This window comes from Thermomonospora catenispora, from assembly GCF_006363815.1.
In the GTDB taxonomy this organism is placed as follows: domain Bacteria; phylum Actinomycetota; class Actinomycetes; order Streptosporangiales; family Streptosporangiaceae; genus Thermomonospora; species Thermomonospora catenispora.
In genome coordinates this window covers 33,241-45,408 of sequence record NZ_RRYT01000036.1, presented here as the reverse complement: position 1 = coordinate 45,408, position 12,168 = coordinate 33,241, and the positions used below count along the sequence as shown (strand labels likewise).

The following is a 12,168-nucleotide window of genomic DNA, read 5'->3' as shown; positions in this document are numbered from 1 at the left end:
AGGACGGCCTCGCCGCCGCGGCGCGCTCCGCCCGCCGCGGCGGACGCGTCGCCGGACGCCGCACGGCGGCGGACCCGGCACGGGCCGTCCGCCGGGACGGGCGCGACCGAGGGCCGGTGGTCATGGTCATGCGTCGCCTCCTGGGACTCCTGGACCGGTGACCGGCTCGCGGATCCGCTCGGCCGCCCGCAGGCGGACCGAGGCGGCGCGCGGATTGGCCGCGGTCTCCTCGTCGGTGGGCAGCTCGGCGCCCCGGGTGAGCAGCCGGAACCGCGGCTGCCGGTCCGGCAGCGGCACCGGCAGCTCGGGCGGGGTCGTGTCGGTGCTGACCGCCGTCAGCACCCGCTTGGTGATCCGGTCCTCCAGGGAGTGGTACGACAGCACGACCACCCGCCCGCCGACCGGCAGCGTCTCCAGGGCGGCGGGCAGCGCCCGCTCCCAGATCGCCAGTTCGCCGTTGACCTCGATGCGCAGCGCCTGGAAGGTGCGCTTGGCGGGATGGCCGCCGGTGCGGCGGGTCGCCGCGGGGATGGAGGAGCGCACCAGCTCGGCCAGCCGGCGGCTGGAGCGCAGCGGCTCCCGGGCGCGCTCGCGGACGATCGCGGCGGCGATCCGGCGGGCGTAGCGCTCCTCGCCGTACTCGCGCAGGATCCGCGCCAGCTCTTCGAGGGGGTAGTCGTTGACCACGTCGGCGGCGGTCAGGCTCTGGGTGGTGTCCATCCGCATGTCCAGCGGGGCGTCATAGGAGTAGGCGAAGCCGCGCTCGGCCTCGTCCAGCTGGGGGGAGGACACGCCCAGGTCGAACAGGACCGCGTCGGCGTGCGGCAGGCCCAGGTCGGCCAGCACACGGGGAAGCTCGTCGTAGACGGCGTGCACCAGGTGGATCCGGTCGGCGAACCGCCGCAGCCGCCGGGCGGAACGCTCCACGGCGGAGGGATCGCGGTCCAGGCCGACCAGGCGGAGGCGGGGGTGCGCCGTCAGCATCGCCTCGGCGTGCCCGCCGAGGCCCAGGGTGGCGTCGACGTAGACGGGATCGCGCCCGGGATCGCGCCGGGCGGCGCTGTCGATGGCGGGGGTGAGCAGTGACACGACGCGGTCGAGCAGCACCGGAACGTGAGCGGACCGCGGCGCGGTGGCGCTGTCGCTGATCGGAATTCACCCCCTCGTGCAGCCGCGCCGGCCGCGGCGCCGTGCGACGCGGCGAGCCTGCGCGGTCGTGGTGTCCGCCGGCCCTTCTCCCCGCCCGTCACGACGCCGCGCACTCCGCGGCGGCGCACCGCCGTGTCGGTCCCCGCGGGAGCCCCCGAGGGCCGGCCACCTCGTCCGGCCAGGTCCCCATCCGCTACCTCACCTCGAGGAGGTTCCGCACGCCGCCGTGCGGGGGAAGCCGTCACCTGACACCGGGGAAGCTGCGTCAGCTGACCGAAGAGCGGGTGGAGACCTGGCCGAACGTCGGCCGTACCGGTCGTCGGACCGGCGCGTGAACGGTCACACGATCCCGGGCATCACCTCCTGGGAAAGCTCGGCGAAGGCGGGCTCCTCGGCCTCCAGGTAGCTCTCCCACGCCTGGGCGTCCCAGATCTCCAGGCGGGTGTTGGCGCCGATGACGGCGCAGTCGCGCTTGAGGCCGGCGTAGGCGCGCAGGGCCGGCGGAATGGTGATGCGCCCCTGCTTGTCGGGCTTCTCGTCGGAGGCGCTGGCGAAGAAGACGCGACTGTAGGCGCGCAGCCCCCGGTCGGTGACCGGCGCGGCGCGCAGAGCCTCGGTGATCCGCTGGAACTCCGCCATCGGGAAGACGTAGAGGCAGCGCTCCTGGCCCTTCGTGATCACCAAGCCCCCCGACAACTCCTCGCGGTACTTCGCCGGCAGGAACAGCCGTCCCTTCTCGTCGAGGCGTGGAGTGTGGGTGCCGAGAAACAACCGGCCCACCTCCCCGTGCCGCGTAGGGCGCGACCGGCCCCCACGGCGCTCCACTCTACTCCACTCTTCCCCACCGTCAACTGTCAAAACCCCTGTGCTGTTCTTTCTCACGCGACAAATCCGCAGGTCAGAATGGGTGGGTCGATGTGGGGGGCGCGGCGCGCCCCGCCGGCCCCCTCTCCTGCGCCGCGGGCCCCAAGCGCCCGCACGGCCCTCCGCCGAGGGACGGGGAGGCGCGTTCCGGAAAGGGCGTGGAGCGGAGTGGGGAATTTCGGCGCCCCGAAGAGAGCACAACAAAAGGAACAACTCACCGAGGCCATGACGATCCCCGCGGGACGGCAGAATGGTCCCGCCGTCCCCGCGATCGAACATCGCGGCGGAACGGACGGACGACGTAGGGTCGTTAAGACAGGTTGGACATGCACAGTGCCTCACGGCAGGCCGCGGCGGGGGCCGCGCCCCGCCGGGACCTGCGAGGGGCGGGCGTTGCCGAGGAGGGTTCGTGGCAGTAGGGACGCAGGGCGAGTCGTATGCGAACCCCCATCCCCCGACCCCCTCGCCCGGATCGTCCCGGTCCGACGCATCCGGCCTGGAGGACCTGGTACGGATCGCCGCCAAGATCCGTGAGGCGGTGGAGTCCGTCATCGAGGGCAAGCCGATGGCGGTCCGCCTGGCGCTGACGGTGCTGCTGGCCGAGGGGCACCTGCTGATCGAGGACGTCCCCGGCGTGGGCAAGACCATGCTGGCCAAGGCGCTGGCGCGCTCGATCCGCTGCTCGGTGCGCCGCGTGCAGTTCACCCCCGACCTGCTGCCCAGCGACATCACCGGGGTCAGCGCCTACAACCAGAAGCTGCGCGAGTTCGAGTTCAAGCCGGGACCGGTGTTCGCCAACATCCTGGTCGGCGACGAGGTCAACCGGGCCTCCCCCAAGACCCAGTCGGCCCTGCTGGAGTGCATGGAGGAGCGCCAGGTCACCGTGGACGGCACCACCTACCGGCTGGAGTCGCCGTTCATGGTGATCGCCACCCAGAACCCGGTGGAGATGGAGGGGACCTATCCGCTGCCCGAGGCGCAGCGCGACCGGTTCACCGCACGGATCTCCATGGGCTACCCGGACCCGGCCGCCGAGCTGGAGATGCTCGACACGCACGGCCAGTCCTCCCCGCTGGACCGGCTCACCCCGGTCGCCGACGCGGCCGACGTGCGGGCGCTGGTGGAGGTGGTGCGCCAGGTGCACGTGGCGCCGAGCGTGCGGCAGTACGCCATCGACCTGATCACCGCGACCCGCCGCCACCCGGACCTGCGGCTGGGGGCCTCCCCGCGGGCGACGCTGCAGCTGGTGCGGGCCGCCCGCGCCTACGCCGCGCTCGACGACCGCGACTACGTGGTGCCCGACGATCTGCAGGCGCTGGCGGTGCCGGTGCTGGCGCACCGCCTGCTGCCGACCGCCGAGGCGCAACTGGAACGGCGACTGCCCGAACACGTGGTGACCGAGCTGGTGAACCGGCTGCCGGTGCCGGCGCCGCACCGCTGAGCCGCCGCCCCGGCCGCCGCGCCGGGGCCGCCGACGGAGAATCGCATCGTGAACAGGACGCTGGGCGGCCTCACCACCCGCGGACGGTCGTTCGTCGCCGCCGGGGTGACCGCCATCGTGTGCGCGTTCGTGCTGGGCGAGCGGGATCTGCTGCGCGCCGGGACGCTGGTGCTGGCGCTGCCGCTGTTGTCGGCGGCGGTGGTCGCGCGCACCCGGTACCGGCTGGCCTGCGCCCGCCGGCTGGACCCGCCCCGGCTGCCGGTCGGGCAGGAGGCCCGGGTGAGGCTGCGGCTGGAGAACGTCTCCCGGCTGCCCAGCGGGCTGCTGATGGTCGAGGACCAGGTGCCCTACGCCCTCGGCGGGCGGGCCCGGTTCGTGATCGACCAGATCGAGTCGAACGAGGCCCGCGAGCTGGGCTACCGGATCCGCGCGGAGGTGCGCGGCCGGTATCGGGTGGGGCCGCTGACGGTGCGGCTCGCCGACCCCTTCGGACTGGTGGAGCTGGTCCGCTCGTTCAGCCTGACGGACCGGCTGACGGTCACCCCGCAGGTCGTGGCGCTGCCGCCCGGGGGGGTGCCGGGAGGCCGGATCGACGGCGGGGACAGCCCCGCCCATGCGCCCGCCGGCGCCGGGGAAGACGACGTGACCCCGCGGGAGTACCGGCACGGCGACGACCTGCGGCGGGTGCACTGGCGGTCCACCGCCCGGCGCGGCGAGCTGATGGTGCGCCGCGAGGAGCAGCACCGGCGGAGCACCGGCACCCTGTTCCTGGACACCCGACGCGCGGCGCACGCCGGGGAGGGCCCGGCCTCGGGGTTCGAACAGGCGGTGTCGATCGCCGCGTCGGTGGGGGTGCACGTGAGCCGGTCGGGCGTGGGGCTGCGGCTGGTCACCGACGCCGGGGCGGCGCTGCCGGCGTCGGCGTCGTTCCCCGGCGCGCTGCTGGACCACCTGGCGGCGGTGCGGCCCTCCTCGACGCGGTCGCTGGCGCCCGGCCTGGCCGCGATGGGCGCGGGCCGGGACTCCGACGGGCCGGTGGTGGCGGTGCTGGGGGCGCTGGAAGCGCAGGAGGCGCGGACGCTGGCGGCCTCCCGGCGCGGGGGTTCGCCCCATGTGGCGATCCTGGTGGATCCGCTGGGCGACGCGCGGACGCGGCGGGCGGCGGGGGTGCTGCGGGCGGCCGGCTGGCGGGTGATGACGGTGCGCTCGGCCGCCGAACTGGCCGCCGTGTGGGCGGCGGATCGGGAGGTCGAGGAGCCGGCCTCGAGCACGGAGGGCGGAGTCCGATGACGCGCATGCGGCTGACGGTCGTCGCCGCGCTGGCGACGCTGCTCGCCTCGCTCGGGTTGCACCCGCTGTTCGAGGGCTCCGGGTGGGCGTGGTCGGGGCTGGGCGCGATCATCGCGGTCGCGGCGGGGGGCGCGCTGGCCCGGCGGCTGAGGCTGCCGACGGCGGCCGCGTCCCTGGTCGCGTCGGCCGCGCTGCTGGTGTACCTGACGGTGCGGTACGCCCCCGGGCAGGCCCTGCTGGCGGTGGCGCCCACCCCCGGGTCGCTGGCGCGGCTGGCCCGGCTGCTGTCGGAGGGCTGGGAGGCGGCCGGCCGTTACGCCGCGCCGGTGCCGCGCGGCGCCGGGATCGAGCTGCTGGCGACGCTGGGCATCGGCACGGTGGCGGTGCTGGTGGACCTGCTGGCGGTGCAGCTGCGCCGCGCCGCCCCGGCCGGACTGCCGCTGCTGGCGCTGTACAGCGTGCCGGCCGCGATCCGCGAGGAGAACCTCAGCTGGGTCGCGTTCGCGCTGGGCGCGGCCGGGTTCCTGGCGCTGCTGCTGACCGACTCGCGGGAACAGGTGGGCCTGTGGGGGCATCCGGTGCCCGGCCGGCACGGCGGAGGGGACGGACGGGCCAGGGTGAACGCGCGCTCGCTGACGGCCGCCGGGCGGCGGCTGGGGCTGGCGGCGGTGGCGATCGCGGTGATCGTGCCCGCGACGGTGCCGGGGATCCACCCGCGCGGACTGCTGGATCTGGGCGGAGGCGGCGGGGACGGCGGCTCGCAGACGGTGACCACCCCCGATCCGCTGGTCAGCCTGAAACGGGAGCTGACCCGGCTGAGCGACCAGGTGGTGCTGACCTACCGGACCGACGACCCGTCCCCGGACTATCTGCGGCTGTACGCGCTGGACCGGTTCGACGGGGACCGCTGGACCTACAGCCCGTTGCGCAGCACCCCGGACGACCGGGTGGCCGGCCGCACCCTGCCCGCGCCGCCGGGGCTGCTGACCGCCCGCACCTATGCGGTCACCACCCGGGTCTCGGTGGCGGAGAACGTGCGGAACATGACGTTCCTGCCCGCCCCCTACGCGCCGTCGCGGGTGTCGGTCAAAGGGGACTGGCGGGTGGACCCGGAGTCGCTGATGATCTACTCGCTGCGCGACGACGCCGGAGGCCGGACCTACAGCGTCACCAGCGTGCGCGCCGAGCCCACCGCCCGCCAGCTCGCCCAGGCCGGCCCGGCCGCCGCCGACGTGCTGCGGCGGCACCTGCGGCTGCCGAGCGACATCCCGCAGCCGGTCCGCCGCCTGGCCGACGAGGTGACCGAGGGCGCCCGGTCGCAGTACGAGCAGGCGATGATGCTGCAGCGGTGGTTCGCCGCCGAGGGCGGCTTCGTCTACGACCTGAACGCCGCCGCTCCGCGGGGGACCTCCGACCTGGTCGACTTCCTGCTGGTCAGCAAGCGGGGCTACTGCGAGCAGTTCGCCGCCTCGATGGCGATGATGGCCCGGATCCTGGGCATCCCGGCCCGGGTCGCCATGGGCTACACCCGCGGGTCGCAGGGGCCCGACGGCCGGTGGGTGGTGCGGTCCCGTGACGCGCACGCCTGGCCGGAGCTGTACTTCGAGGGGGCGGGCTGGGTGCGGTTCGAGCCGACCCCGGCGGGGACCGCCGGACAGGGCACCGCGACCGTCCCCCGGTACGCACGGCCGGCGGCGGAGGAGGAGGACCGGCCTCGGGACGGTGAGGAGAGCCCGACGGCGCCGTCCTCGAGCGGTGAGGCGGAGCGGCCGGCGACGCGTCCGGGGTCCCGGGAGCCCGCCGACGCCGGCGACGCCGGACGGGCCGGAGCGGCCGACGACGGGGCGGAGGACGGCGACAGGCTCGTCGTGGGCTGGCTGGCGGGGGGCGCGCTGGTGCTGTTGTTCCTGGCGACCCCCTTGGCCGCCCGGCTGCTGACCCGGCGGCGCCGCTGGTCGCGGGCGCTGTCGTCGGCCGCGGCCGACGGGCGGCCCGCCGCGCGCGGGCCCGGCGGCCGCCGTGAGCCGTCGATCGCGGCGGCGGGCGACGCGGCCGCCCTGGCCCACGCCGCCTGGCAGGAACTGCGCGCCGACGCGATCGACCACGGCGTGGACTGGCGTTCCGGAGACAGTCCACGCGCCGCCGCCCGCCGCATCACCGAGTCCCTCAACCTCACCGGTCCGGCGGTGGAGGCGCTGCAGCGCCTGGCCGTCGCGGAGGAGCGCGCCCGTTACGCCACCGTCCCCGCGCCGCCCGACACCCTGCGGGAGGATCTGCGGATCGTGCACGAGGCGTTCGGCGCGGCGGTGGACCTGCCGACCCGCTGGCGCGCCCGCCTGGCCCCGCCGTCCGCGCTGGAGTCCCTGCGGGAGACCGGCCGGCGGGCCGTCGGCGCCGTGGACGGTCTCGCGCTCATCCGGTCGCGGGACCGGGGCCGGCGGGAACTCCGTCGCCGCTGAGCCGTCTCCGTTCCCCGTCCTCGGCGGAGCGGGCCCGCCGCGCCGCCCGCCGGCGGGACGAGACGGCTCCGCGCCGCCGAGACGAGGGCGTGCTCCTCAGGGCGCCCTCGATCAGGGCGCGGCCCCGCCGGAGGGGGCCACGGCGGGCCGAGGCGCCGGCGGACGGGGCGCGCCGGGGCGGGAGGCTCCGTTCAGCAGGGCGAACGAACGGTCACTGCCCCTCGGTGCGCCGGCGCCAGCGCTCCTCCATGCGCTCCATGAAGCCGCCCCGGGGCGGCCGGCGGCCGGGCTGCCGGATCCGGGGGCCGGCTTCGGGTCCGGCGATGCCCGCCATCCGCTTCCAGCTGGTCAGTCCCCACACGCAGGCGACGACCATGATCAGGAAGCCGGCCACACCGACCACGATCGTCGTGGTCCCGGCGTTGAGGACCAGTCCGGTCATCAACACGACCACGCCCAGCACGAAACCGAGGACCGCCTTGACGATCCGGCGCTTGTAATGCACCTGAGGGTCCTTGGCGCGGACGGCGTGCGCGAATTTCGGATCCTCGGCGTACAACGCCCGCTCGATCTGGTCGAGCAGACGCTGCTCGTGCTCAGAGAGCGGCACGGCGCCTCCCAACGACAGCCCCGCATCGGGGGTTCCGATGACGGACGGAGAACTCAACGGTGATATGCCCACAATACGAGGCCCCACGAGTGTTCGAAAGGAAACGTCCATCCCGAGGCGGCCTCTCGACAGTCCCACGCCCCCCGGGACCATCGTCCTCATCGCCGGTCACGGTGATCGTCGGTCCGGCGCGTGAGGGGCAGCAGGGACGCCGGGCGGATCGCGCCGCGGCCGAACCGGCGGGACACCCGGTCCATCGCACGCTCGGCCTCCCGCCAGCCGCCCTCCGTCTCGTCCAGGGCGAGCTGGAGAGGGGTGCCTCCGGCGACCAGGTTCTCCACGCGCACGCCGACCAGCCGGAGCGGCACCCGCTCCAGGCCCGCCGCCTCGTACAGCCGGCATGCGGTGAGGTAGATCACGCGGGAGGTGTCGGTCGGCTCGGGCAGGGTCCGGGCGCGGGTGAGGGTGCGGAACTCGGCGGTGCGCAGTTTGACGCCGATCGTCCGGCCGCAGTGGCCGCCCGCGCGCAACCGCGCGCCGACCTTCTCCGACAGCCGCAGCAGCTCCCGCCGGATCCGCTCGGGCTCGGCGACGTCCTCATCGAAGGTCGTCTCGGCGCCGACGCTCTTGTCCGGCGCATGGGGGGCGACCCGCCGCGGGTCGCGTCCCCACGCCAGCTCGTGCAGGTGGGAGCCGAGCGCGTCGCCCAGTTCACGGCGCAGCGCCTCCACCGGCGCCCGGGCCACGTCGCCGACGGTCTTCAGGCCCAGCCGCAGCAGATGGCCCTCGGTGCGCTCCCCCACGCCCCACAGCGCCGCCACCGGCAGCGGATGCAGGAAGTCGGTGACCCGGTCGGCGGGCACCACCATCAGCCCGTCCGGTTTGCAGCGGGTCGAGGCCAGCTTGGCGACGAATTTGGTGGTCGCGACGCCCACCGAGCAGGTGATGCCCTGCTCGGCGCGGACCCGTTCCCGGATCAGCCGGCCGATCTCGGCGGGGCGGCCCAGCAGCCGGCGGGCCCCCGAGACGTCCAGGAACGCCTCGTCCAGGGCCAGCGGCTCCACCAGGGGGGTGACGGACCGGAAGATCTCCATCACCGCGGCCGACACCCGGGCGTACCGGTCGTGGCGGGGCGGCAGCACCACCGCCTGCGGGCACAGCCGCCGGGCCCGGGCCATCGGCATCGCCGAGTGCACCCCGAACGCCCGCGCCTCATAAGAGGCCGAGGCGACCACCCCGCGCCCTCCGGTGCCGCCCACGATCACCGGCCGGCCGCGCAGCTCCGGACGCTCCAGCAGCTCGACGCTGACGAAGAACGCGTCCATGTCCACGTGCAGGACGTCGCAGCCGGTGTCGTCGGCGGGCGGACCCGGCGGCGGGCCCGGGCGGGGCAACCGCTGCTTCCTGCTCACCCGCCCGAGGGTAGCCGGATCATCGGCGGGCGAGCACGTGCAGCTGGGTGGCCAGGTCGCGCAGCACCGGGTGCACGGCGGCGGCGGTCTCCAGCTCGATCAACGCGCCCACCGCCTCCGGGTCGTCCAGCACTCCGCCGGACACCAGATCGGCGAAGATCCGCACTCCGTGCAGCTCGGCCACCCGCAGCCCCGCCCCGGTGACCAGGTCGGTCAGCATCCGGCGGGTGAAGCGCAGCGGAACGGGGTCGCGCTCGCCCCATCGGCCCGCCGGGTCCTCCAGAGCCCGGCGCGCCTCGCCGAAGTGGCCGGCCAGGGCCCGGTGCACGGCGGCGGCGACCTGCCCGGCGACCAGCACGCTCACCGCGCCGCCCGGGCGCACCGTCCCGGCCAGCGCGGCCATCGCCGCGGCCGGGTCGTCGGTGTACTCCAGCACGCTGTGGCACAGCACCAGATCGGCCCGGTCGGCGCCGACCAGGTCGAGCAGCTCCCCGGCGTCGCCCTGCACCGAGTCGACGACGACGCCGGCCTCGGCGGCGCGGCGTTCCAGGGCGGCCAGGGCGTCGGGGCTGGCGTCCACCACCGTCACCCGGTGGCCCAGCCCGGCCAGCGGCACGGCGAACCCGCCGGTGCCGCCGCCGGCGTCGATCACCTCCAGCCGCCGGCCGTCGGGCCCGGACAGCTCCTCCACCGTGCGGCGCAGCACGTCCCACACCACGGCGGTGCGCACCCGCCCGGCCCCCCGGGCGCCCAGGTGCGCACCGGCGGCGGTGCGGCTCGCATCGGTCATCGGACGACTCCAGACCCGCCGCTACAGCGCGAGCGAGGGCTTGAGCCGCTGCAGCCGCGACAACAGGCCGTTGACGAACCGCGGCGACTCCTCGGTGGACAGCTCGGTGGCCAGCGCCACCGCCTCGGCGACCGCGACCCCGTCCGGCACGTCGTCGACCCACAGCAGCTCGTAGGCGCCCAGGCGCAGCAGATTGCGGTCGACGGCCGGCATCCGGTCCAGGGACCAGCCGGTGGCGTAGGTCGCCAGCAGTTCGTCGATCCGCTCCTGGTGCTCCTGGACCCCCTCGATCAGCCGGATCGCGTGATCGCGCGCGGCGATCTCGTCGGTGTTGGGACGCCCCCGCTGGGCGAGCACGTCCATCGGCCGCTCGCCGCGCATCTCGGCGGCGTACAGGATGTCCAGGGCCAGCTTGCGGGCCTTGGTGCGCGCCGCCATCAGGCTCGGCCGAGGTACTCGCCGGTGCGGGTGTCGACCTTCACCTTCTCACCGGTGCCGATGAACAGCGGCACCTGGATCTCCGCCCCGGTCTCCAGGGTGGCGGGCTTGGTGCCGCCGGTGGACCGGTCGCCCTGCAGGCCCGGCTCGGTGTGGGTGATCTCCAGCACCACCGCGGCGGGCAGCTCCACGTACAGCGGGGTCCCGTTGTGGAACGCGACCACCGCGGTCTGCTCGGGCAGCAGGTAGTTGGCGGCGTCCCCCACGGTGGCGGCCGGGATGTGCGGCTGGTCGTAGGTCTCGGTGTCCATGAAGACGAAGTCCTCGCCTTCACGGTAGAGGTACTGCATCTCCCGCTTGTCGACGTTGGCGACGTCGACCTTGACCCCGGCGTTGAAGGTCTTGTCCACGACCTTGCCGGAGAGCACGTTCTTGAGCTTGGTGCGCACGAACGCGCCGCCCTTGCCTGGCTTGACGTGCTGGAACTCCAGAACGGTCCACAGCTGGCCGTCGAGCTTCAGCGTCATGCCGTTCTTCAGGTCGTTCGTGGTGGCCACGGTGCTTCTCCCGGTCGCGGCCCGCCCGGCGACGCCGATCCCGGCGTCACACCACGAGCAGGTCCTTGGTCGTCTTGGTGAGGATCTCGGGCCCGTCCGCGCGGACCGCCAGGGTGTCCTCGATGCGCACTCCGCCCCGTTCGGCGAGGTACACCCCGGGCTCAGCGGTGATCGTGGCCCGATCGCTCAGTCTACCGGTCTTGTCGTACCCCATGAGCGGGGCCTCGTGGATCTCCAGGCCCACTCCGTGCCCGACGGCGTGCGGGAAATGGTCGCCGTGGCCGGCGTCGCGGATCAGGTCGCGGGCGGCGGCGTCGACGGCCATGGTCTCGGCGCCGTTCACCGCGGCCCGCACGGCGGCCCGCTGGGCGGCGGCGACCAGCTCGTAGATCTCCCGCTGCCAGTCGGCGACGCGGCCGATCGCGACGGTGCGGGTCATGTCGGCGTGATAGCCGTCGCAGCGGGCGCCGAAGTCCATGGTGACCAGGTCGCCCTCGGCGAGGGGCCGGTCGCCGGGGCGGTGGTGCGGGAGGGCGCCGTGGGGGCCCGCGGCCACGATGGAGTCGAACGCGGGCGCCTCGGCCCCCAGGTCGACCATCCGCCGCTCCAGGGCGAGGGCCAGCTCGCGCTCGGTCATGCCGGGGCGGATGAGCGGCAGCACGGCCTCGAAGGCGGCGTCGGTGATGGCACAGGCACGGCGGAGCGCGGCCAGCTCGGTCTCGTCCTTGACCGTGCGGAGCCGCTCCACGGCCCCCTCCAGCGGGGCGAGGAGGAGGGAGTCGGCGACGGCGGCCAGCTCCCGGTGCTGCCGCACCGTCACGTGGTGGTCCTCGAAGCCCAGCCGCACCGGGGACGGCGCCGCGGCCGCCCGCTCGGCCAGCACGAGGGCGGTCCGCCGGTCGACCACGGTCTCCAGGTCGGGGCAGACGACGGCGGCGATGCCGGCGTACCGGGCGTCGGTGGCCAGCACGGCCGACCCGTCGGCCCGCACCAGCAGGGCGGCGTTGGAGCTGACCAGCCCGGTGAGGTAGCGGACGTTGACGAGCCTGGTGATCAGCGCCGCGTCCAGCCCGGACTCCTCCAGCGCCGCGGCGAGCGCCCGTCTGCGGACGATGTGCACATCACCCATGGCGACACCTTACGGCAGGGGCGGGCGGC

The 12,168-nt window shown here is 75.0% G+C and carries 11 protein-coding genes; 3 read left to right on the top strand and 8 right to left on the bottom strand.

The genetic code is table 11. From position 1 onward, the window contains the following. Positions 1-126: 126 nt before the first annotated feature. Complete coding sequence (gene rsmH / locus EIO00_RS20990; protein ID WP_140181628.1) at positions 127-1,149, bottom strand: 16S rRNA (cytosine(1402)-N(4))-methyltransferase RsmH; 1,023 nt, start codon at positions 1,147-1,149, stop codon at positions 127-129. Positions 1,150-1,488: 339 nt separating this feature from the next. After that, positions 1,489-1,920 (bottom strand): division/cell wall cluster transcriptional repressor MraZ, encoded by a 432-nt coding sequence (mraZ, locus tag EIO00_RS20985; protein ID WP_140181626.1) that lies wholly within the window; start codon positions 1,918-1,920, stop codon positions 1,489-1,491. A gap of 658 nt (positions 1,921-2,578) precedes the next feature. Between mraZ and EIO00_RS20980 the strand changes: the two genes are divergently transcribed. From EIO00_RS20980 to EIO00_RS20970, 3 genes are read left to right on the top strand one after another with little or no spacing between them, the layout of a single operon-like run. Then, complete coding sequence (locus EIO00_RS20980) at positions 2,579-3,454, top strand: AAA family ATPase (protein ID WP_422100064.1); 876 nt, start codon at positions 2,579-2,581, stop codon at positions 3,452-3,454. A gap of 48 nt (positions 3,455-3,502) precedes the next feature. Further along, positions 3,503-4,744 carry a DUF58 domain-containing protein gene (locus tag EIO00_RS20975; RefSeq protein WP_140181622.1) on the top strand — a complete coding sequence of 414 codons (1,242 nt, stop codon included), beginning with the start codon at positions 3,503-3,505 and terminating at the stop codon, positions 4,742-4,744. Positions 4,745-4,749: 5 nt separating this feature from the next. Continuing rightward, positions 4,750-7,203, top strand: coding sequence for a transglutaminase TgpA family protein (locus tag EIO00_RS20970; RefSeq protein WP_241661492.1), 2,454 nt, complete (start codon positions 4,750-4,752; stop codon positions 7,201-7,203). Between the two features lie 211 nt (positions 7,204-7,414). On the opposite strand, the gene EIO00_RS20965 is transcribed toward EIO00_RS20970, so the two are convergent. The 6 genes from EIO00_RS20965 to EIO00_RS20940 form a co-directional block, all read right to left on the bottom strand. Then, the gene (locus tag EIO00_RS20965; protein WP_140181618.1) at positions 7,415-7,813 is read right to left on the bottom strand and encodes a DUF3040 domain-containing protein; all 399 of its coding nucleotides are present in this window, start codon (positions 7,811-7,813) and stop codon (positions 7,415-7,417) included. Positions 7,814-7,971: 158 nt separating this feature from the next. After that, complete coding sequence (locus EIO00_RS20960) at positions 7,972-9,225, bottom strand: DNA polymerase IV (RefSeq protein WP_140181616.1); 1,254 nt, start codon at positions 9,223-9,225, stop codon at positions 7,972-7,974. A gap of 19 nt (positions 9,226-9,244) precedes the next feature. Beyond that, a complete protein-coding gene (locus tag EIO00_RS20955) occupies positions 9,245-10,015 on the bottom strand; it encodes a methyltransferase domain-containing protein (RefSeq protein ID WP_140181614.1) in 771 nt (256 codons plus the stop codon). 21 nt (positions 10,016-10,036) lie between these two features. Next, entirely contained in the window at positions 10,037-10,453 is a 417-nt protein-coding gene (gene nusB, locus EIO00_RS20950) for a transcription antitermination factor NusB (RefSeq protein ID WP_140181612.1), read from the bottom strand. Continuing rightward, positions 10,453-11,010 (bottom strand): elongation factor P, encoded by a 558-nt coding sequence (gene efp, locus EIO00_RS20945; protein WP_140181610.1) that lies wholly within the window; start codon positions 11,008-11,010, stop codon positions 10,453-10,455. The genes nusB and efp overlap by 1 nt, the downstream gene beginning before the upstream one ends. A 46-nt stretch (positions 11,011-11,056) precedes the next feature. Next, positions 11,057-12,139, bottom strand: a complete 1,083-nt coding sequence (locus tag EIO00_RS20940) for a M24 family metallopeptidase (protein WP_140181608.1) — start codon at positions 12,137-12,139, stop codon at positions 11,057-11,059. Positions 12,140-12,168 lie beyond the last annotated feature (29 nt).